General features: G+C 36.1%; 30 protein-coding genes and 2 tRNA genes. 18 read left to right on the top strand and 14 right to left on the bottom strand.

Annotated elements, in window-relative coordinates:
* Nucleotides 1-11: 11 nt before the first annotated feature.
* The 14 genes from BN990_RS20085 to BN990_RS20030 form a co-directional block, all read right to left on the bottom strand.
* On the bottom strand, nucleotides 12-476 hold the full coding sequence (locus BN990_RS20085) for a hypothetical protein (protein ID WP_038246798.1): 465 nt from the start codon (nucleotides 474-476) through the stop codon (nucleotides 12-14).
* Between the two features lie 139 nt (nucleotides 477-615).
* A complete protein-coding gene (locus BN990_RS20080; protein WP_238323689.1) occupies nucleotides 616-828 on the bottom strand; it encodes a hypothetical protein in 213 nt (70 codons plus the stop codon).
* Nucleotides 829-912: 84 nt separating this feature from the next.
* The gene (locus tag BN990_RS20075) at nucleotides 913-1,371 is read right to left on the bottom strand and encodes an NADAR family protein (RefSeq protein WP_038246793.1); all 459 of its coding nucleotides are present in this window, start codon (nucleotides 1,369-1,371) and stop codon (nucleotides 913-915) included.
* 44 nt (nucleotides 1,372-1,415) lie between these two features.
* A complete protein-coding gene (locus BN990_RS20070) occupies nucleotides 1,416-2,147 on the bottom strand; it encodes a metallophosphoesterase family protein (protein ID WP_038246790.1) in 732 nt (243 codons plus the stop codon).
* A gap of 16 nt (nucleotides 2,148-2,163) precedes the next feature.
* On the bottom strand, nucleotides 2,164-2,310 hold the full coding sequence (locus tag BN990_RS22765; protein ID WP_158295265.1) for a hypothetical protein: 147 nt from the start codon (nucleotides 2,308-2,310) through the stop codon (nucleotides 2,164-2,166).
* Nucleotides 2,311-2,451: 141 nt separating this feature from the next.
* Nucleotides 2,452-2,724, bottom strand: coding sequence for a hypothetical protein (locus tag BN990_RS23290; protein ID WP_038246785.1), 273 nt, complete (start codon nucleotides 2,722-2,724; stop codon nucleotides 2,452-2,454).
* 1 nt (nucleotide 2,725) lies between these two features.
* Nucleotides 2,726-3,133 (bottom strand): DUF2493 domain-containing protein, encoded by a 408-nt coding sequence (locus tag BN990_RS20060; RefSeq protein ID WP_232620926.1) that lies wholly within the window; start codon nucleotides 3,131-3,133, stop codon nucleotides 2,726-2,728.
* A 371-nt stretch (nucleotides 3,134-3,504) separates the two neighbouring features.
* Nucleotides 3,505-3,651, bottom strand: a complete 147-nt coding sequence (locus tag BN990_RS22760) for a hypothetical protein (protein ID WP_158295264.1) — start codon at nucleotides 3,649-3,651, stop codon at nucleotides 3,505-3,507.
* 61 nt (nucleotides 3,652-3,712) lie between these two features.
* Entirely contained in the window at nucleotides 3,713-3,901 is a 189-nt protein-coding gene (locus BN990_RS20055) for a hypothetical protein (protein ID WP_038246782.1), read from the bottom strand.
* Nucleotides 3,902-5,132: 1,231 nt separating this feature from the next.
* Nucleotides 5,133-8,630 carry an RNA dependent RNA polymerase gene (locus BN990_RS20050; protein ID WP_038246779.1) on the bottom strand — a complete coding sequence of 1,166 codons (3,498 nt, stop codon included), beginning with the start codon at nucleotides 8,628-8,630 and terminating at the stop codon, nucleotides 5,133-5,135.
* Between the two features lie 28 nt (nucleotides 8,631-8,658).
* Nucleotides 8,659-9,042 (bottom strand): hypothetical protein, encoded by a 384-nt coding sequence (locus BN990_RS20045; RefSeq protein ID WP_038246776.1) that lies wholly within the window; start codon nucleotides 9,040-9,042, stop codon nucleotides 8,659-8,661.
* Nucleotides 9,032-9,235, bottom strand: coding sequence for a hypothetical protein (locus tag BN990_RS20040; protein WP_038246773.1), 204 nt, complete (start codon nucleotides 9,233-9,235; stop codon nucleotides 9,032-9,034). The genes BN990_RS20045 and BN990_RS20040 overlap by 11 nt, the downstream gene beginning before the upstream one ends.
* Nucleotides 9,236-9,598: 363 nt before the next feature.
* Nucleotides 9,599-10,084: a hypothetical protein gene (locus tag BN990_RS20035; RefSeq protein WP_038246756.1), complete on the bottom strand. Its 486-nt coding sequence runs from the start codon at nucleotides 10,082-10,084 to the stop codon at nucleotides 9,599-9,601.
* A 122-nt stretch (nucleotides 10,085-10,206) separates the two neighbouring features.
* Nucleotides 10,207-10,386 carry a hypothetical protein gene (locus BN990_RS20030; protein ID WP_038246750.1) on the bottom strand — a complete coding sequence of 60 codons (180 nt, stop codon included), beginning with the start codon at nucleotides 10,384-10,386 and terminating at the stop codon, nucleotides 10,207-10,209.
* 232 nt (nucleotides 10,387-10,618) lie between these two features.
* On the opposite strand from BN990_RS20030, the gene BN990_RS23030 reads away from it, so the two are divergent.
* From BN990_RS23030 to BN990_RS19945, 18 genes are all read left to right on the top strand, one after another.
* Nucleotides 10,619-10,795 (top strand): hypothetical protein, encoded by a 177-nt coding sequence (locus BN990_RS23030; RefSeq protein WP_187370482.1) that lies wholly within the window; start codon nucleotides 10,619-10,621, stop codon nucleotides 10,793-10,795.
* A 16-nt stretch (nucleotides 10,796-10,811) separates the two neighbouring features.
* Entirely contained in the window at nucleotides 10,812-11,174 is a 363-nt protein-coding gene (locus BN990_RS20025; protein WP_038246745.1) for a hypothetical protein, read from the top strand.
* A 2-nt stretch (nucleotides 11,175-11,176) separates the two neighbouring features.
* Complete coding sequence (locus tag BN990_RS20020; protein ID WP_038246742.1) at nucleotides 11,177-11,389, top strand: hypothetical protein; 213 nt, start codon at nucleotides 11,177-11,179, stop codon at nucleotides 11,387-11,389.
* 17 nt (nucleotides 11,390-11,406) lie between these two features.
* Nucleotides 11,407-11,664 carry a hypothetical protein gene (locus BN990_RS20015; protein WP_038246739.1) on the top strand — a complete coding sequence of 86 codons (258 nt, stop codon included), beginning with the start codon at nucleotides 11,407-11,409 and terminating at the stop codon, nucleotides 11,662-11,664.
* Nucleotides 11,634-12,068 carry a DUF3307 domain-containing protein gene (locus BN990_RS21670; protein ID WP_081856194.1) on the top strand — a complete coding sequence of 145 codons (435 nt, stop codon included), beginning with the start codon at nucleotides 11,634-11,636 and terminating at the stop codon, nucleotides 12,066-12,068. The genes BN990_RS20015 and BN990_RS21670 overlap by 31 nt, the downstream gene beginning before the upstream one ends.
* 72 nt (nucleotides 12,069-12,140) lie before the next feature.
* On the top strand, nucleotides 12,141-12,656 hold the full coding sequence (locus BN990_RS20005) for a hypothetical protein (protein ID WP_038246736.1): 516 nt from the start codon (nucleotides 12,141-12,143) through the stop codon (nucleotides 12,654-12,656).
* A gap of 167 nt (nucleotides 12,657-12,823) precedes the next feature.
* Nucleotides 12,824-12,898 (top strand) — tRNA-Asn (locus BN990_RS20000).
* A 105-nt stretch (nucleotides 12,899-13,003) separates the two neighbouring features.
* Nucleotides 13,004-13,408: a hypothetical protein gene (locus BN990_RS19995; protein WP_038246731.1), complete on the top strand. Its 405-nt coding sequence runs from the start codon at nucleotides 13,004-13,006 to the stop codon at nucleotides 13,406-13,408.
* Between the two features lie 293 nt (nucleotides 13,409-13,701).
* Nucleotides 13,702-13,776, top strand: a tRNA-Pro gene (locus BN990_RS19990).
* A gap of 517 nt (nucleotides 13,777-14,293) precedes the next feature.
* Nucleotides 14,294-15,457 (top strand): ParM/StbA family protein, encoded by a 1,164-nt coding sequence (locus BN990_RS19985; RefSeq protein ID WP_038246728.1) that lies wholly within the window; start codon nucleotides 14,294-14,296, stop codon nucleotides 15,455-15,457.
* Nucleotides 15,441-15,632: a hypothetical protein gene (locus tag BN990_RS19980; protein ID WP_038246725.1), complete on the top strand. Its 192-nt coding sequence runs from the start codon at nucleotides 15,441-15,443 to the stop codon at nucleotides 15,630-15,632. Before BN990_RS19985 ends, BN990_RS19980 begins: the two co-directional genes overlap by 17 nt.
* A 228-nt stretch (nucleotides 15,633-15,860) precedes the next feature.
* Complete coding sequence (locus tag BN990_RS19975) at nucleotides 15,861-16,628, top strand: hypothetical protein (RefSeq protein WP_038246722.1); 768 nt, start codon at nucleotides 15,861-15,863, stop codon at nucleotides 16,626-16,628.
* A 5-nt stretch (nucleotides 16,629-16,633) separates the two neighbouring features.
* Nucleotides 16,634-16,957, top strand: coding sequence for a hypothetical protein (locus BN990_RS19970; protein ID WP_038246719.1), 324 nt, complete (start codon nucleotides 16,634-16,636; stop codon nucleotides 16,955-16,957).
* A gap of 11 nt (nucleotides 16,958-16,968) precedes the next feature.
* Nucleotides 16,969-17,301 (top strand): hypothetical protein, encoded by a 333-nt coding sequence (locus tag BN990_RS19965; protein WP_038246716.1) that lies wholly within the window; start codon nucleotides 16,969-16,971, stop codon nucleotides 17,299-17,301.
* A 3-nt stretch (nucleotides 17,302-17,304) separates the two neighbouring features.
* Nucleotides 17,305-17,739, top strand: a complete 435-nt coding sequence (locus BN990_RS19960) for a hypothetical protein (RefSeq protein WP_038246712.1) — start codon at nucleotides 17,305-17,307, stop codon at nucleotides 17,737-17,739.
* A 16-nt stretch (nucleotides 17,740-17,755) separates the two neighbouring features.
* Nucleotides 17,756-18,121 carry a hypothetical protein gene (locus BN990_RS19955; protein WP_038246710.1) on the top strand — a complete coding sequence of 122 codons (366 nt, stop codon included), beginning with the start codon at nucleotides 17,756-17,758 and terminating at the stop codon, nucleotides 18,119-18,121.
* Between the two features lie 22 nt (nucleotides 18,122-18,143).
* A complete protein-coding gene (locus BN990_RS19950) occupies nucleotides 18,144-19,904 on the top strand; it encodes a phage terminase large subunit family protein (RefSeq protein ID WP_038246707.1) in 1,761 nt (586 codons plus the stop codon).
* A 126-nt stretch (nucleotides 19,905-20,030) separates the two neighbouring features.
* A complete protein-coding gene (locus tag BN990_RS19945) occupies nucleotides 20,031-21,260 on the top strand; it encodes a hypothetical protein (RefSeq protein WP_038246704.1) in 1,230 nt (409 codons plus the stop codon).
* Nucleotides 21,261-21,285 lie beyond the last annotated feature (25 nt).

Raw genomic sequence — 21,285 nt, 5'->3', positions numbered from 1 at the left:
CATAGCTCCTCTCATAACTGATCAATAGCCTTATGATGTGTGATACGAACGGAATTATTTACAAAATTATAGATATTGCTATAATTATCACCTTCATACTTTGTTTCCAAATGAATAATCTGATCAACAATATTATTAACAATTAAATCCATAAATTGATCGATTGTATTAGCTTTATCTCTTAAACTGCATTGGAATGTCCATAATCCAGTAAGTCTCTCAAAGGAGGGTTCATACATGACATGAACATTAAATCCATGCGTCTTATCATACACTCCCCATTCAGAAGGGGCATATGTCAGAGCTCCAAACGGAATATGTCCAGAACGTGGTACTTTCGCATATTGCTGAACAAAAGGAAGAGTTGAATGTAACTGGCTCCATTGCATAATTTCAGAGTTATTCATTAATCTATCAATAAGTGGTTGATACTCATCTTTTACAAACATTTTTGCTCTAATCGATGTGAACATCATGTAGGATAACCCTCCTATGAAAGTTTTATAGTTTATTATTTATCGTCAATTTCAGTCTTGAATTAGAGTAGTAATCATAAATAATTAATTACTCCACTACAAACTAAGCACATAAAAAAATCCTTCCTGTTCGTTTAAACTATTTATTAATCCCATGTGTTGTTAAAGTGCTTCTTTTAATACCAACTATTGGTCCAGTGTAACCAGCTATTTCTAATTGCCTTTGAGCCTTACGAAATACATAGTCTATATTTTCACCATACTTTATAGTTCCATCATTAAGTAAATGCTTATTAGGTATCCATACATTTTGATTGGTATGATTAATAGTAAAACGTTTAGCTTTATTCATTTTATATGAGCGACGTGAAATGCAATTAAGCAAAATGCCTTTATAATATTGATCAGAACTGTTGATACGTATACTACTCATAGCTCATAACCTATTCAGTTTATCTCTATAATTCATTAATAATTTTCCGAGCATGTTCTGACCAGTATTATTTTTTCCTGCTCCCCAAAAGTAATCATAAGGAGAATCCTCAATAAGTACTGCATCGCCTGTGTCTACTAACATTTTCTCTAGCTCAGGGTTTTGTGAAAATTTAGCTTCAACTGCCGTCATCATTACATATAAACGAGTATCATCCCAATCATTACGAATAGGATATTGACGAGATTTACCTAGTCTTTTAGCTTCTCCTGGAGTAGAGGCAGTACGTACTTTTTCAGAGTATGAGTGATCAAGAAACTTAAGAGATTGAAAGTAATGCTCTACAGTTGGATAAAATAAGTTGCCTGTAAATTCATTGTGAATTGTAAATCCATTATTGCTAAAATTACTAAATTCAAAGTATTTTTTACTCCGAGAATAAAAACGTATTTCATTTGACATATTAAAAATCTCCTTTTACCCAGCAAATTTCATAAATATTCTCCCTAAAGTTTTGAGGGTATTTCATTTCTTTTTACGTAATGCATTTCATAAGAGCTGTCATTTATTTCAAGACAATTTAACTGACCACCATACGCACATGCTCCGTCAATTCCAATCTTCTTATCATCAAAGTATATGTCATGGCTATCATGCGCTGTAAAACAAGGTGTGTGTCCATGAACAAATGTTACGTCATGTAAGTGAGGCTGATCTAGAAAGTCTTTACGAATCCAAAGCATATCTTCTAAACTAGTTGATTTCCAATCCACATGTAGAGGATCAATACCAGCATGTACAAAAACATGGTCTTTTATCTCATAATAATAGGGAAGGTGGTATAAGAATGTAATGTGATCTCTGTAATGCGTATATATAATTTGCTTTGCTTCCTGTAATTTATCATTGATGATTCCATCTTCAAAGAAATCATAACCTACATAACTTTCTATTGTGTGAATACCACCATTACTTAAATACAGTTCTTGATCTATAATGTTATGCTTAATCAACCAGTTAATAAACATTTGGTCATGATTTCCTCTAAGAACAATAGCACCATGCTCTTGTAAGTCCATTACACGTTCAATCACTTGCCTGCTTTTTAACCCACGATCTACGTAGTCTCCAACTAGAACAAGACGATCTTTTTCTGGACAATAATTAACTTGATCTAATATAGCATTTAATTCATCAAGACATCCATGTATGTCGCTAATAGCTAAAATCCGTTTCATATAATACAACTCCTATCTATTGTTTAAATCTAAAAGCATCTTCTATACCATCTTCATAACCATTCTGATAGCCTAAGATACTCTTACGTTTCCAATATTCAATTCCAATAATGAATCCGAAGCCAGTGAATATGCCGGCAATGATTAATATGAGAAATCCCATTTAATAACACACTCCTATTAGATAACTTTATGGTGAGCACCACATTTACAGACAGCATGACCATTTGATCTAAGCTTAACTGATTTATGACATGAAGGGCATTTAACTTTCATTTACATCATCCTTCCGATATAAGTTCTATTAATATAAAACTACATTAGTGTCTTGAATAACTGTGCGATTAGTTACTTTAACTATCCTTACAGGAACATTGTCATCTAATGTAATAAGGTTCCAATATCCTAAGTTGTTTACGATAAAATTATATGCTCTTTTTGCTTCGGGCAGCGTAGGGATTAAATTAACCGATTCTAACGTAGGAGTAGAGCATACAACAATATTCTCATACAAAACATGATGAAGCGTTAAATATTCTCCATATTTATTAACGAATGCATAACCTTCGGTGCACATATCAATCACCTCGATTTAAGTTTCCTTGATAATCAAATATTAAGACTTCAAGATTATGTTTATAAGCAAGATCAATCATATGTCTAGTTCCACGTGAGTGGCCATCCCAAAACGCAATTAATGCATTAGCATGTTTAGCCATTTCTGCATTACGAAGATAACCCGCTTTCTTCCCATAGCGTTTCCAATCAGCAGGGATGGGGAGTATAGAGAATGAGTTATCTTTTGCAAAACTCTCTCCTAATGAATCTGCACCACGTGCTGTTCCACTTACTATGGTTATAGGAATATCTGAGTGGATATAATTTAATAAAGCCCACTTAGCACATTGATAAAGCACATCATAATTATTAAAATCTCTACCGCCAGCAATAATTACTCTAAAGTCATTACCGATATTGAAAGTCACCTCCTAAAAAAACTAAGCTCACTCTTTTAATAGAGCTAGAAGAATAAGCTTAATAAATCTACTTTGCTTCCTCCGCCTTAAAGAAGATAAATGGAGGGCTAAGTGGGTCGTCTGAATTGATATATGGAACTGATAATGTAACGGAAAATTCAGATAATTTTCCAATCGCCCCCAATTAAAAAGGGACGTTATACATAAAATGACTTACTAGAAGAAATGTAATCAGGACCACTTCTTAATGGTCTAAAACTATAGCGAGAGGGGAGACCATATACTTTATAATTAGATAGGGAATAAGATGAACTACGCTTATTAGGCAATAGTTTCTCATCTTTATATGTAGTAAGCTTATACAATATCATTCACCTCCATTAATCATTAGATAATCTATCTTCATAAGCAGACAGTACTACCATCTTACGTATTGTCTGTAGTTCATCATATGTAAATTCCACCGATACAGACTCTCCTGAAACACAATTACTTATAGCTAGATCGAGTTTCTCTAATAGATGCATGACATACTTCCTCCTTAGTAAGATAACAGAGAGGGAAGAGTATACCTCCCTCTATAGAAGTTTAACCTACACATTCCTGTAGTTCTTCTTGTTCTTCATATAACTCTGTAGAATAAAAATACCATTCATCTATCTTTCTTTCCAAACGATCTAGCTTCTCTATATGAGCAAAGGTAGTATACTTCTTCTGTAGTAATTCTTCGTAGTATCCCAGACGGTACTGAAACTTTAATAAATCTCTCTCTGTCATTTTCTTGCACCCCTATTACGTGATATCTACCTAACTTGCCGACAGGCAATGTAATACCTATCATAACATAAAGTCAGTATAAAGATACCTCTTTGTTCGCATTTTCACCTCGATATATTACGAACATAATGTGAACAATTTGTGACAATTATATCGAAGTGTAGCATTTCCTAAGGTTTTTCAGGTGTTAATAATATATGAGAGGGTTTTTCTTAAGCATTACTTACTTATGAAAGGCACTACATACTATATAGGGGGTTTTGAAGATAAAAGAAAGAGTTCATCAAATAAACAGTAAGTCTTACTTAGTAAAAGTAAAGCTAACTGATACAGTCATACTACTACAATAAGCATACAAAATAAACAGTAAAGCCAACAATAAAGAAAGCTAGTACCGCAGCTCTTATGTAGTTGTCGGCCGTGGGGAAGCTCTGCACTTTTATAAGTAGCGCAAACGAAAAGATCGGATACAATGGGGGGTTATGCTCACATAAATAGGGGGCAGAGAGGATAGGCTACTAAAAGATACAGTACGCTTACTATGTTGGTATGAACAGAAATATACAGCAGAGGATGAGCTAGCTAATAAGCTTATAGTTGCAGTATGTAGACTATAGATAAGCAGAGCTACGCTGAGCTTTCTTCTTCGGCAGAGCTATCTATATCGGTACGCTTGCTACATCTGCACACACACTTTTCCCTCGGCAATGCTCCCACCCCGCCCTCTAGGAGGCAAAATGAGAGCCGTGCAGATAGAATGCAGAGTTACCGAGGGTTTACCCATTAGTGGGCAATAGGAAAGCGTGAGCGAGCTATAGTGGGGGCTATAACTCAATGAGCTAGCCGACAGGCTGACAAATAGTGGACAAGTGAGCTGTGCTGAAACATAACCCGCATACTACTAGTGTAGTCGGTGAACGTGCTGTGAGAGTGGGCGCTAGCAAGCTTAACTGGCAAATAGAAGGAGCGGGCGGAGGTGGTCTGCTGTGCCGAAGGCAGTGTCGCTATGCAACGGTAGGGAGGAGAGGGGAGCATTGCTATGCTGATACACCTATCCGAAGGATTTCTTCTATATCCGAACATTATCCTTGCAATATAAGATAACATTCGTATATAGAAGACCAACATCCTAGTTAGTCCTAAGAGGAACTAGCAATGTTGGACTCCATACACGAACAATGGTCGTACTACTTTAGATATGCTATACTAACAGCATAGGAGCTTGTAGGCGTTAGGCTCCTATCTTGATTAGTTCATTCACTTCTAGGTTAACTGTACGTGTTCCACGGCCAGGTGTAGACGTACTGATATTAAGTTCATACTTATCATGACCTAGAAGTGACTTAATATTCTTAGCTGAATTAAATACAAAGCCTACTTCAGTTTGACCAATGATTAGTCTATACTTATCACCTACAGCTTGAATGAATGATGGTTGCTTATGCAATCCTTCTAATACTTTCTCCATTGTAAACTGCTCTTGAATCGCATCAGGAATACATACAGCAAGTGTAATATTATTGTCTACAACTTCATTCGCAGTAAGTTGATCTTGCTTCTCTTTATTCTCCACATAAGAAAGTGTCTGAATAAATGCTTCACGTGCTACAGTCCATGGGAAAGAGAGAGATGCTTCTTTCTTACGATCTACATATGTTACATAGTAAGATACATATCCAATATCTTTAGCTGGATACATACTCATAAGCTCTGCAATCTTATCACGAGCCATATCTGCGATGTCTCCAATATAGTTGTTTAACTTCACTTCAATTTCTTCAAATTGGAGATCACGTATATGATCAGGTGTATTTGATTCAATAATAACTTGCTTCTTATCTTGAGCTGCTTGATGTGTCTTACGAACAGCTGAACCATAAGAAGCTTTTAATTGTTTTACATGATTAGCAAGCTCATTAAAGTAAGCAGGATCTAATTGGAATGCACTGTTTAGTTTAGCTAACAGAGAAAAGCTATCTGCTTCTAGATGCATTCTTTCCAATTCATTCGTTAACATATTGTCTTCGAATTGTTGAACAAGATCCATAAGACGTGACAACACAGACCCCAGATCATGACCTTTCTTTCCAACACGTGCTGCTAACCAATTAGGCTTATTCCATACACGACGACCAAGACCTTTGTGTAGATATGATAATGATTCAGGTGGGTTATCCATAAAGTCTAATGTTTCTTTCATGACTTCTTGATAGGCACCACCATGTTTAGCTGCATCAATTTCCCAACCTTGTACTAAGCGTAGGATGTCAATCCAGTTCTCATACTGTTTAATCGTAGTCATTACTTGATCTTGAGATACATTATTCAAATATAAGTCATAGCCTAAGCCACGAACAGCATCTGCCAAGATAGATGCAATGTTAGTAGCAATACCAATTTTGTTTGGCTTTAATGTACGTATGACATAATCAACACCTAGCTTATGAACCTCTTCATAGAGTTCATCTGTATTTTGTTCTTTTGTAAATGTGATCTTGTAATTATTTTGCTTGTCTACTAAGTGTTCTGGCATACGATATACACCAGTCATTTCTTTTGAATAAGGAACACCATCTCCTAAGAATTCGATATTGCCATCTTTCTCAACAAAAGAGATATCCATTACTGGAGAAGTTTCTTTACGCTTTAATGCTTGTACAATTGTTTCATCTGTTACAGTTAGTGCAGTATCTCCATCAACGTCAGCTCCACCCATAGCAAATAGTCTCATGTCATGCACACTCATAAGTGTAATGTTACGGAAAGCACCTTTCTTATAAGCACGGTTATACATATCGATAGGGCGATGACGGACCACTTGCCACTCACCTTTTGCAATCATTGGGTTACGTCCAGCTGCTACATAGACATTTGATTTATGTTCATGAGCAGATGGGACAAATGCTTCGTTTGGTTGAATGTGATAAGATCCACGATTTGTTATCATTAGATCTCCATTTTCATTGCGAACGGTATACTTTGTACCAGCTTCTAGTACAGCATATGGATCTTGCATTAAATAGCGATAATGTCCTTCTACAGGCACATTGCCGGTTTTCCAATCAGCAATCTTTTCTTTGAGCACATCTAATGCATAGCGTTTCATATGCACATCTTCATAAGTCCAATCAAACATATCTAAGAACGAAGTAAACGTTGATACTCGAGACTGATCAATCATGTAGTGTTCTGTTTCCTGATCGAATAGATCAGCATCAATGACTTTATCTAGCCCTACATATTTCTTCATGATACTTGGATCGTGTAATGCATTGCCTACTTTTTCTAAGTGTGGTTTCATAACTTTCCATAGGTCACTTGTGTTTAGTGAAGAAGCTTGTACAAATTGATAAGGCATATCCGTATACGTCTTTTCTTGATTAAGATTACGGTTAAACATAGCAATACGTAGTTGTGGTTTGAAGTCAGGATTAGCTGTAATTAGATTAGCAAAGTCACCTTTAACAGCAGACTTAAATGCAATAATATGATCATCATAGTAAGCACGTAGATTTGGCACGAACACCATAAGACCTTTAACAAATGGAGTAATGCGAATTTGCCATGCATCGTTAAATTGACCGAACTCTGCACCAAGTGTATGATAAATCTCTTCATCACAGAAGATCGCACCATCTGCTGCTGTTAGTGAGATCGGATGCTCATTTGCATCAAACTCTTTAAAGCATTGTTTCTCTTTGTCCCAAGCACGATACGTACCTGTTTTAATTTCAACTTGTCTATCTTCTACAACACGTAGGGTATGCACACCACCAACTAAGCGTTGTTCACCTTTATGATTAATCTCCACGATATTTCCAATATCAACTGTCTTAGAAGCAACAGTATTTGTACCAGCTAGACCTGGACGAGTAATCATTTTGTCTACTTTAACAACATAATTGCCTTCATTATCTTGAGAGCCATAAGCAATTAATTCATGACCTAATAGTTTTAACGCTTGAACAGGGGACATGAAAGCTGTATCAATAAAGACTGCTTGTAACACACGTGCTTGAGATGGAGTGCGTAAGAAGAAGTAAGCATGTCCTTCTTCACCATTTTCGTCTGTAAAATAAAATCCATCTTTCATTACTCGTTCACGAAGATGAATATTATCAAAGTCTTCCTGATCATAGTCCGCTTCTTCTTCAGGGAGCTCCAAGCCTAAGCTCACGAAGAAGACATGACGCATAGGAAGCATCATGCGTTGTTTAATAAGTTTTCCATTACGAGTAAACTCAATCATCTCTGGTGTAGAAGCTAGTGTTTCACTCAAGAACGATTCACTAATCTCTTTATAAGAGTCTACATTTACTTCAGAATAATCAATTGTTGAGTATACTTTATCTTCTTGCATTTCCATTAGATTAATATCAGCAATTGGAACAAGTACACCTTTACGTGTTGGTTTATATACACGTTTTGCTAGTTTGTTGTTTTCTACAAACTCAGTAAAGTACCGAACTTGATTATTCGGTACTCCTGCTAGTGACGGATTAGCTAAGATATCAAGTAATGCCTTTCCTTCTGACATTGCTCTTAGTACACGAGCAAAGTTCTTTGAATCACGTGATTTGAAACCTTCTGATTTAGATAGGGCAGCAAGAATGTCCTGAACAGTGTATAGATAACCATTTTCTTTTAACATTGTACGATTTTCCATTTTAATAACATCTCCTTTAGTTTGGTTAGATTGATTTGATACAGTCGCAGTTTGATTTTTCATAGTAATCATTTCTCCTTTGTGGTTAGCCTTATTTATAAAGGCCTAAGATTTCTGTTATAATGTCTTGTGTGAGTGATTCATCGATTAACTCACAGATCTGCATACGATCTCGCAAATCGTACAGATCAAAATGAAAGACTAATACTGGTCTTTCGAATGTTACCCTGGCGTTACGGTTACGTTTGGACACGGAGACTGTAACGCCATCCAATAAATACTTCTTAATTAACTTGCAGTGATCTTTACTTTCATTAATGGTTACATCAATAGGAACAGACCCAATGAAGAAGTCTGTCCCTCGATATAGATCATCTTCTTTTGTTGCTTCAACATAAGTTGTTTCAAACAGTTCTTTGAAGATTTCTTTGACGTATAATTCAACATATCTTCCAGTTGGCATATTATAGTTCATCTACATCATGCTCCTTTCGTAGTATTGGATATTCAATAAGAAAATGTAACGCATTTCCATGAACACCATAGATTTGATATACTTCCTGTTCCTTCTCGTCATATCTAACAAAGATGGAATACAGGTATCCCATATGACCACAGTAGCCAAGATATTTTCCTTCGAGAATTAATTGTTTGTAAGTTACGTCCATCGTTCATTCCTCCAATTGTTTTTTAGTGTGTTAGTGCAAAGAATAGAAAAGCTAACATTCCAACGAATACAAGTTGAATCTTCTTATCTGTAGCGTCCTGTTGTACGAATTTGATTAATAAGTTTTTCATTTTAAATTCCTCCAATGATTAATTTGTTTTAAATCTAATTGATTGGTATTACATATAAAGCTTCTGTAATGACGAGCGGTTACTCTACAGGAATCACTACAGGCACATGATTATCTCTTTGACGATAGAGCAGGGCATGTACAACACCTATCGATCACCTAGCTGTTCATACACTCTATAGTAGCTATGTGATGTGTCGCTATAGAGAGGGGCAGAGGTACACTACAAGGCTATTAACCTACTAGTAGATACAGCACATACATCCAGTTAGCAGCTAGGAAATGTCCCAATTCAGCAGATAGCGTGATTAGCAATGTGCCACCTATTAGATAAGCAAGTAGTAAGCCCATGCCATATACGAATCCAATACTACTTTCAATAAACAAATTGATAGTTGCATCTTTGAATCGCACCTGTTTATGGCTTAGGTAGTAGGCTAGTGTCTTTATGCCACCATATAGTAAGGCGCCTGCGCATAACGCACTGCCTAGCCCAGTGGTTATCGCACCAGCACCTACTGTTGTAGCTGTGGCAAGCGCAGCATTCTTCCAATGTCCTTTAATAAAAGCTTCTGTTGCACGGTATGCTTTACCTAATGCAACACCTGCTTTCTCAACTATGGATTCAAATCGTTTTGACTTCTTTATCTTATTGACTCCTTCCTTTGCACCTGCTAGTACAGTAGTTAGTGCATCCTTATTCATGCTCGTTGTAGTCATATTGACTCCTTTCTAATGCTCGGTTTCATGTCATGAGCTGGACAATAGTGTGACCTATCTCATCAGTACAGGGTGGTCATGTCCTGCATACACCTTCCTTTCTTGAAAGGTGTTTCGATTCATTAGTTAAATACAACAATGGTGTATCCTTCTCCATCTAATCCTAGTTCGATCTCACATCTCTCTACAGCTACCTTGATTAGATCAGCATTAAATCCTCTTTTCATTAAGTCACCGAATCGGATACATTTGCCTGATCCTTTTAATTGGTTGAATAAGTTTACTAATGATACTGTTTGCATTGTTCATCATCCTTTTCTAATAGTTTGTTAGGGGTGGGGGCTACAAACGCCCTGGAAAACTCCCTATATAAAAGGTAGTACCCCGAGCAATTTTTTTTAGAAATTTTCCCCTATAAGGGTTTTTCCCCAGGTTTAGGTAGTGACTTTAAATTCAGAGTAAGATAAACTATTTGTAATGCATTACACTTAGGTCTAAATAAGAATAAATGAAAATAAAAAGGAGGATTTGTATATGGAAAACGGGAAGAAGCCTACATACATCAGAAGAAAGAAAACAGAACAGAAAACACTGCATGAACGCTTAGTAGAAAATGGTTCTGTAGACTTGAGGAACAATTCAGAGATAATCGATTTAGGTTATGGCTATTCTAAAATAGTGCCAATAGATCGTAGTAAGATTTACAAATAGTAAAGGGGGAGAAATGGTGAAGAGATTACAGTTATCTGAGTACAAGTACGAATCACAGGAATATAAAAAAATAAAAAATAAACGAACTTGGTGGCCAACAAGAATATCTGTTGAGTATTGGTGGGAATGTGAGAATAGAAGTGACTTTAAAGTATGGCACGATGATTACATTAGAGGTGAATTACTAATAGCTTCAGGACCAGTTAATTTATTGAAGATCTTCTATGATATACATCAAAAACTAAAATATAACTATCACACTGTTCTACTTACTCTAGCTAGGTATCTTCAAAGAAAAAATAAAGTGAAAATAGAAGAAGGGGTTATGCTATCCCCGAAATATCTATGGAAAAAAAGAATTAAAAAAGGGGAGAAATAAACATGAACAAAAATCAAATAGCTGAATTATGTCATAACGTAAATAAAGCATACTGTGAAAGTATTGGAGATTTATCACAACCAAAGTGGGAAGATGCACCCGATAAGACGCATCCTTGTTTAGTTCCCTACAATGAATTACCTGTAGAACAGAAAACGAAGGATTATTTATTTAAGGCAGTTATTGATACTGTGATTAAGATAGGTGTAAATTAAAAGTTAGGAGATAAAACATGCGGACACTGTATGAGATTGCAGTAGATATGATTGAAGGTCGAAAACCTACTCATAACGAGTGCTATTATGCACTACAGGTATATCGAAATATGTTTAATATCGAACACCGTCAACATAGAGAAGAGTTATTAAAAGAAAATAGGACACCTGAATGGATTCGTAAACAGAAGGCAGAAAATAGTTTCAACATGTTTAAAGGAGCTTTAGGTAAGTCCCCAAAAGAATGGCTTGGAGTAAAGGAGGAAACAAAATAGTGAATATGATTATTTTCTGCACAGCATTTATTTTTCAGTATGTAGGTCATAACATAGGAGATTATTTATTTCAAACTGACTGGCAAGCACAGAATAAAACAAAAAAGCGTTTGGCAAGATTCAGGCATTGTTTCGTATATTCACTAACAATTGGATTACTGTTACTTATACCATTTAATTGGGTGGTAGCAAGTATCGTATTTTTAATAACATTAATCGAACACTATCTTGTTGATTCAAGAAAACCAATAATAGTCTGGAAGAATTTCTTAGAAAAGAAAATAGCAAAACAAAAAAACTTTGAAATAAAGAACGTACCCCAATTTGTTATTATCTCCATTGATCAGACTGTTCACATCGTAAGGATATTTATTATTGCCATTGCAATTAGTTGTTTTATATAGAAGGAGTGTTATTTGTACTGAAAGTATCTTTGCCTTAATAAAGTAATGCATTACAAAAAAGGAGAATTAATTATGAAAAAAATATTTAAAAGACTATTTAAGAAAAAAGATAAATGGGACTTATTTCAAGAAGCTAACTGTAAAACATTAGCTGTTACTGCTGACAGAGGAAGTGGAAAATCCTATAATATTGCCAAAAAAATAAACAAATCCGAATGGAACCATGTAGTATTGATAGGAGGCACTGTAACCTTGAATACAAGGGTCTATAAAGACGTTTTCGAAGAGCAGGGAGTTAATGTTATTTATTCTAATTCAAACACGCTATGTTTAGATAATGGAAAACGGATTACCTTTTTTGGTGTTAATGGTGATAGCCATCTGGTTGCAGGACTATCTGCAGATGCAGTTATTATGGAAGATATAGAGTTTATTGATAATAGTTATTTCAGGAAAATACTTAAGCTGTCTCGTGAAATTCTCCATAAGTCTGAAGGACCAATATATGTAGTTGGAGGAAGGGTAGAGAACGATTATCAAGCTTTCATCAATAATGCAAATCTACAGATGAATATAAAAAGAGAATAACAAGATGTCTAGATTAAAAACTGAATATAAAAAAAGTTTAAAATATTATAATAAATATATTGAAAGACATTACATTTTGTAGTATTATCTATTTAAGGGTTTGTTAGAAGCATATTTATTCTTCTCTTTTTAAAGGCAAATGTTCTTCATTAGAGCATTTGCAATATTGAGTAGTAGCTCAGCGGTAGAGCAATCGGCTGTTAACCGGTTAGTCGTAGGTTCGAATCCTACCTACTCAGCCATATGTTCCCTACTAGTTAGTAGTCAGTCTATAGTGAGTTAACTGTAGATGGTAAGGTGCAACTCCAACAGGGAATGTCAACTAATAAAATATAGGAGCTGATGGTATGGATTTCACAGAACCAGAAGCAGTGTATATGTGTAACTATGCAGGTGGAAAAAATGGTGTATTTACAGAAATATTACATTTTGCTGTAGAACCTACTCAAAACACAAGAATACAGTTTTATCCACCAGATGAAATGTATCCTAACCATGGACCACGGTTCGTTGATAACTTTATGAACTATCCTGGAACAGGAGAACCTTTCACTATAATGGACGCAGAGCTAATTCATGAAGAAGTAATAACAGATGAGGAAAATAAAAGAGTAGTTAATGTGGGTTTTCTTCTACCAGATGTTAATCAAAAAGCAGTTGGACAATATATTTATCATTATTTTGATGATCCTGCTGCAGGAGGATGGGTTACTGACGAAAGTATGACTCTTCATCCATTGCCTGCTTTATAAAATCGGGTCAATTAATCTTGACCCGTATACATAATGATCTTACTGGAGAATTCTACTACACTTACTAGGTGATGACTGGTTTATTGCTTAGCAAGAGGTGGATATAGGTTCAATTCCTATGAAGGTCACTATTTTATAACAACTCCACGGCTCAGCCTTCTGATACAGGCAAGAATAAAATTGAGCAAAAAAATGTATTTTACATTTAGCTAAGGCGTATCACCTGACAAGAGTTAGTGCTAAACATGAATACAGAGCAGTTGTTAGAGTGGTTTACAACTGCAAGGATACAACTCGATATAGCTCAGTTTGCGTAGAGCGCTGCGTTTGGGACGCAGAGGTCGTAGGTTCAAGTCCTGCTATCGAGATTATATGCCCTTTCCTTTCGGTGGATGAGTCAACAGATAGATGGCCATATGCTGTTGTGGGTGGGTTCAACTCCCAAGAGGGCGCTTATATGTTCTTGTAGTATAAGTTAATGCGCTTGTCACAAGAGATACTGGTGAGAGTCCAGTCAAGAACACAACTATTACCCCCTTTGCCTTGATATAGGAATAGGGCTAAAGAGACTATCTTTCATTCATATTACACTCCTTTCATTTTATCTCATATATCGTTAATATTAATATTTGATGTCTCTTTAGTTCCTGTCCATATCGATTTGCAGTTGTTTTAAGGAGCTTGGGTTTCCCTGTTTTCCTAGGCTCTTTAAAAGAGCTGCAAGCTCTAAAATTCCATTATCCTTCCTTTTCCTAAAGAAAGCATCGCAAAAAGCGGTGCTTTTTTATTGGTAATACTTGCATCTATCAGCATTTATAGGTAAACTAGGAATATGTTCAAAATGTTAACAATTTAAACATATTATACTGGAGGGAGAAATAGGGAATGACGAAAGAGAAGAAGGTGCCATATTTAGTAGGGGTAGACGTAGGTTTTGGTGGTTTAAAGTATATGTCAAATGCAAAGCCAGAGCCACATGTAATACCAAGTGGCGTAGTTAGTGGGACACCAGCAAGCCGTCCATTGCTATCCTCTAGTGAAATAAACATACAAGAATTAGTGGTGAAAACGGAAGAAGGAACATATTTCGTTGGAGATAATGCTTTAGGTATGCCAGTAGAAGAAAATGTAAACGTGCGTACTGAAAAACGTAATCGTGCCAATGATGAAAAGAGTAGGGTTCTTTTCCATACAGGAATTGGGTTAAGCCTTCCTGATAAAAGTGGAACATATGAAGTTACTATTGTTACGGGGCTTCCGAATACAGATTACGACATGAAGATTAAAGAAGACTTAGAATCATTCTTAAGTAAAGACTTTACCGTAGAGTTCTATTTAGACAGTAAAAATAGCATTAAAAAAGACGTGAAAGTCAAAAGCGTAGTTGTGTTAAGACAACCAGAAGGTACCGTTACATACAATCAATTTCGCTTTGATGAAGAAAGCTTCTTAGCACCGTCTGAACATCGTGCAGAATATTTAGGAGTCATTGACTTCGGACATGTATCTACGGATTATGCTTTATTCCGTAATGGGGTTGTACTAGAAGATGACACAAAAAATAAATCAACAATTGGAGTAACAGAAGTATATAAGCGTCTTCGCAGATCTATCGAATTAAAATTCGCTGATATGGGTTATATGTTCCACCCGTCAGATCAGGATTTAGACTATGCGATTCAGACTGGAAATATTAAATATAGAAATACTGACTTTGATGTATCAGATGAAATTCAAGCTGTTATTGCTGATCGAGCTAAACCTATTGCTGATTCAATTACAACAGCATGGGGAAATGAGTCTAACCGGTTACAATTGATTATTGCCACTGGTGGGGGGGCTCATGTCTACGCAAAGGAAGTTGGCAAGAACTTTGAAAAAGAAAATATCCAAGGATTTATTATAATGGAAAATTCCCAATTTACGAACCTTCTAGGATTTTATATGTATGGTGTTCTTGAGTTATCAGATGAGCTTGGTCAAGAGAAAGTATTAGAGGAGTATGTAAGTCCTGTGAAGGAGATGCAACCGCATGTCGCAAGACAATAATATGCTTGTAGCTCGAATTCGAAAGAATGACGACTTGCTACGAAATCATTTTAAGGACATCAAGCCAAATGATAGAGCATATGAAATCAGAAGACTTCTTGAAAAAGCGATAACTGAAGAAGCAAAAGAGAAGGCGTATATTGAGGAACTAAAGCAAAAGGAAAAACAGCAGTAAAAGTGCAAAAAAAAGAATAACAAAGCAAAACATTAACAATGGGTACGACCGTCACTGTAGCAGGATGCATTAGAAGCATCCTGCTTTTTTTATTCCTTCTTAGAAAAATTTCTTAAAAAATACAGGTATTGTAAAATTAAAGAACGGGCAACTGCACCGCCTCACAAAGCACCAGCAGGTTAAGGGGGATCGAGTGAGTATGCCCTTTTATATTTAGGAGGAATTTCTATGAGCAAGACAGGACCTAAAACAGAAGCTGGATTAGCTGCTATATCTGCAAGTGCGAAAGAATTAGACCATACAGCATGGACTTCTAATCCAGATGCTGTTGAAGCTATTCAAGTAGCTAAAAGACTCAGAAATACAAAGCATGGTCTATATGCGTCAGTTCCGATCATTTGTAAAGCGGAGGCGTGTCCTTATTCTCACTCTTGTCCTCTAGTAGAGATGGAGAAAGCTCCATATGGCGAGAAGTGCCCCATTGAAATTGCTGCAATCGAAGACCTATTTGAACGATATGCTGAACATTTCGAAATAGATCTAGAGAATAGAAAAGCAAGTGACACAATTGACTTAATGATCGTAAAAGATCTTGTAGATGCAGATATTGGCTTGCTTCGTTGTGATAATAAGATGGCTTGGGACGCAGATTATATCGTTAATAACACAGTAGGAATGAGTGAAGATGGGGAACCGATTACGAGGCAAGAACTTCATCCTCTAACAGACTACAAAGAAAAACTAATCAACCGCAAGAATAAATCCTACCAATTGTTGAACTCAACAAGAAAAGATAAAGAAGGTCAAAAGTTAACCATCAAACAAGATCCATCTGTACAAGCAGCTGAAATGGTTAAAGTAAATCAAGACATGGAAAAAAATAAGCAGTCGGAACACGAAGCTAAAAAAGCCTATTACAAGAAGATGAATATGAAAATGCCAGAAGAAGACGACATCATTGATGTTGAACCTATAGATTATAACGAGGAGGAGTGATTCTCTTGAACCCAAAGTTATTCTCAAATCAAGCAGTAAATGGTTTTAAGGCACTTTATGGAGATGTCAAAAATACGGTCACTGGAGATGGAAGACCAATGACGTATGCTATTCGAAACAAAGAAGCTAGACAAGCCTACGATAAGCTTAGTCCAAGTGAAAGAACATCTCATAAATTTAACTCGGGAACAATTAGTAAGAAACGTGCGGCGGCACTAGCTGGTTCTGCTTACATCGCTGGAGATGCTGCTTATCGTACAGCAAGTGGCGGTTCTGCATATCGAAATAGCAAAGGCCAAAGCGATATTGTAGGAATTCCTATGGTATAGGGGGATAAGGCATGAAAAGATTTATGAAAGGACTTGCAAAAGAATTTAATCCCAAAGAGCCTTTTATTAAAAAGGTAGATCAAAGGAATCTAAATAATTTATGGACTGGGCGAACCGTGGGTGGTAAAGGAAAAATAGCTATGGGAGTAAGTGCTGTAGGATTTGGCGGACATCAAATATACTCTGCTCCATATCAAAGATTAGAAAATGAAGCGCAAATGAGAGAACCTGAATCTCTGCCTGGATCAAGAGGAGACGGGTTAGACTATACGCCAAATTATACAGGAATAGAAGCAAATGGCGATCTGGCTTTTGCCTTGCACAATCTTAGACATGGAGGGTAATGTATGGCAACTCAACAAGAGCCTGCGAATGGCAGAGGCTCTATAAATAAGTTAGATAAAATAAATACAGGGCTTGGAGTTGGATTCGTAGGATTAGACTCTTATATGCGTATGAAAGAGGGCGAGTCCGCACCAGTGGCAGTTGGTAAAGCATTACTAACAAACGCAGTATGGTCAATGGCCCCTGGTGGTCTTCTTGGAGGTCTGGCAATTTCTGCTGGTGCGGCAGCTGTACAGGTAGCACCTGATTTAATCAACGCCGCAGAACAGAAAAAAGCAAAATTTCATGCAAACCGAAACAGGTTTGGAAGCAACTATCAATCCTCTCAAGCCCAACAGTCTATGCAATATCAAGGGTTAAATCAAATTCAACAAGCACGCCAACATGTTACTGCTAATATGGCAAATCATGCTAGAGGAGCTCAACGAGTTTATTAAAAGAGGTGAATAACACATGTATATGAATAGCAATGAATCCTATCAAAAAGTAAATCCAGATAGTGCTGTTAATGGGATGGCAATTGGTGCTGCGGCAACAGCAGCATCTGCAGGATTTGTTCATGCAGGTGTAAGTTTAGGTGCAAAGCGTCAAATGCGCAAGTTTAGAAATCAATCAGTGCAGCTAAGAAATAATTCAATGTCTGATACAGCAAGAAATGATGCTAGGGCTCAACTTCGTGATAATTTTAATAATAGTCCTTCAGTTAGAACATATAATAAAAGTTTTGGTTCTGGTTGGAGAAAGGCATTAACATATGGAGTTGGTGCCGCTGTTGGTGGAGCAATTGGTGGTATGACAGATACTATGGTTGATTCCTAATAGAAAAGGGTGATTCAACCTAATGAGTGAGGAAGCTATTTTAGATAAAGAAGAAATGCAGGAAGTAGAAAGAGAGATTCGCTCCGATCCTGTGAAGTGGGCTTATTGGAAATTAAAAGATCCTAAAGGAAATCCATGGAAAGCCAGATGGTATCAAGAAGACATGATCAAAGATATCATGAATGGCACTCGGAGAATTGCAGCTCGTATGGGAAGACGTGTAGGTAAAACAGAAACAATGGTTGTATTCTGTTTATGGTACGCCTTTCATCATAAAAATGCACGACTTTTAATTACTACTCCTTATGAACATCAAGTCCGTTTAATATTTATGCGTTTGCAAGAGTTAATAAATGATTGTGATGAACTTGCTAATTCTTCTAGTTCAACGAAAAATCCTTTTATTACATCTTTCAATAATGGTTCAAAAATCATGGGTTTTACAGTTGGAGCTACACAAGGACAAAGCGGCGCTAGTGTACGTGGTCAGCGTGCTGATTTTATATTCATGGATGAGATTGACTATATGAATAGGGATGGTATTGATGCCGTTACAGCTATCGCTATGGAAGATCCAAAGCGAATTGGTATATGGGTATCTTCCACACCTACTGGTAAGCGTGACTTTTTTTACGATGTATGTACGAATCCGGACACAGGTTATAAAGCTTATCATTTTCCTTCTATGGTAAACCCTGACTTTGATGAAACCATGGAAGCGGAAATGCGTGCTACCATGACCGAACAAGGTTACATTCACGAAGTAGAAGCCGAGTTTGGTGAAGAAACTGTTGGAGTATTTAATAAAGCTGCCGTAGAAAGGGCAAAATCTCAATTTTTATATGCTTATCGTGAACTGAATGTTTATGAAAAAGCACAATATAAAAAGAGTGGTATTGATTTAAATGATATAACGTATATGCCGGAATATACGATGAAAAATCAAGCTCCTCCTGCTGTGCGTATCGTAGGAACTGACTGGGATAAATTTGGTGCAGCGACTCAAATTATTGTAACGGAATTTGATGAATTAAGGAAAAAATTTAGAGTAGCAAAACGTTATGAAATAACCAGAGGAGAATGGACATACGACAATGCAGTACAAAAACTAATCGAGATAAACACAATTTGGAATCCAAAATTCTTTTATATCGATGCCGGTCACGGTGAATATCAAATAGAGGCACTTAGAAAACATGGTAGAGATAACCCAGAAAGCGGTATGTTGCAAAAAGTAAAACGAATTCACTTTTCAGAGAAGATTGAAATACGTGATCCAGGGTCCAGAGAGATAGACAAAAAAGATGCAAAGAACTTTATGGTTAATCAAACTAGCATATTGCTTGAAAGGGATCAAATAATCCTTTCTCCTTTTGATGATATGGTCTGGAAGCAAATGATGGATTATCAAGTATTACGTATTTCAAAAACAGGTAAACCTGAATATACATCTGAAAATGAGCATGCATTAGATGCATTTATGTTAACTATACTTGGATTTACCATTGAGTTTCCTGATATCGCAAAAATTTTAGAGAAAATAAATCCAGCAAGAAAGGCTTTTGTTAAAGAGCATGGCAATTCAGATCGTCTCCGTGAGAAAGCGTTCGGAAGAAATGATGATGTATTCCAAACAAAAAAGAAACGCATTCCAGAGCCTAAGGATAATCCAAACTGGTATATGGAAAAAGTGCCTATGGGATATTCAAAGAAAAGAACGAAATCATCATTTGGAGCAAGAGGATCTAGTAGAAGTAAAGGATTTAAGCGATCTACGTTTTAGGAATATCTGAACTAATGCGTTGTCCCTGTTTTAAGCAGGTGGAAGATAATACCCTGCATCTATTTCTAGATATCTTCTCCCAGCGCAGCATCAGCTGCGTTACATATTGAAAAGGGTGGTTTTTAGATGAATAAACATAAAACATGGTATGGAGACATTGGAATTGATACCAATTATGAAAGGCATTTAATTAGTTATAGACCGAACATGCAATATCCAGATAAAGAATCGAAGTTCCCTTTAGGATCGGATACAGTAAACAAAATAGATCGTTCTCAAGATTTTTTAATAACTAGAGCAATCATTGATTATCAGCAACTAATTGATCGAATGAACTCGCTTTTAGAAGTTATTAAAAACAGACAAAACAAGGAGCAATTTAATGATTATTTAATCTTGTTAGAAGAACGAGAATTAGAAAAAGCTTTTCAGGTAGAAGACACTTATTGTGGTTTTGATGGAACTGCAGATTTAGAGATTTACTCAATGTTATTTTATATGAAAGCTTCTCTAGAAAAACAAGTTACATTCATTGACAATCATTATCGAACACAAATCACTTCTGAAACGGAAACTGAAAAAGTAATTAAAGCAGAAAAAGACTCTATATCGACATGGATTCTATCTGAATACAAGTTATTAGAAGCTTATGAAAATCAGATGCATGGTGAATTGGATGAAATTGAGAAGGAAATAGAAGAACTTGAAAAGCAGAGAAGAAATTTAGATACATTTCATACATCGTTGGGAGATATAGCATATGTGCATCGTAACAGGGCTATTCAATTTGAAACGATTATTGAAGGAGCAGAGGAGATTATTCATAATCCTCAAGAATTAATAGATGGAAATGTAGAAATGCTTATAAGACAATTAGCAGATTTAAAAAATGTTCAAGCATTAAAATCACATCTAATACTGAGTTTTAAAGAAATGAAATCTGTACACAACTCGATTAAGCAGCAGTATATGATGATTGATGATAAGAAAGAGGCATTTACATCACAACGAAATTATTTCTATCAACAAATCGTAAACAAAGCAAATAACGATCTTAAGGACTGGCTATATGAACAGCCCGAAGAAAGTGGAAAATCAACGGATCGCATAGCGGATATTCTTGTTAATTCAATTCAAAAGACAAGAAAAGATTATAATGAAAGTGTCACAGACATGATCAATATTTATAAAAATGAGAGTGTATTTTATGGTCGTCAGCTATCTGCAATTCAAAAAAAGGAAGAAATAAGACTATTTTATAGAATAGTTGAGGATTTAGAAGGAACTAACGACGTATCGGATAATTGGATTGCTGAGTATGCTCGTACCAATGGATACTCGTTATCAGCGGTTTAGCTCATATGACAGTGTATCATGTATA

This window comes from Virgibacillus salexigens (assembly GCF_000723585.1).
Taxonomy (GTDB): Bacteria; Bacillota; Bacilli; order Bacillales; family Amphibacillaceae; genus Virgibacillus; species Virgibacillus salexigens.
This window is presented reverse-complemented; position numbering and strand designations above follow the sequence as displayed.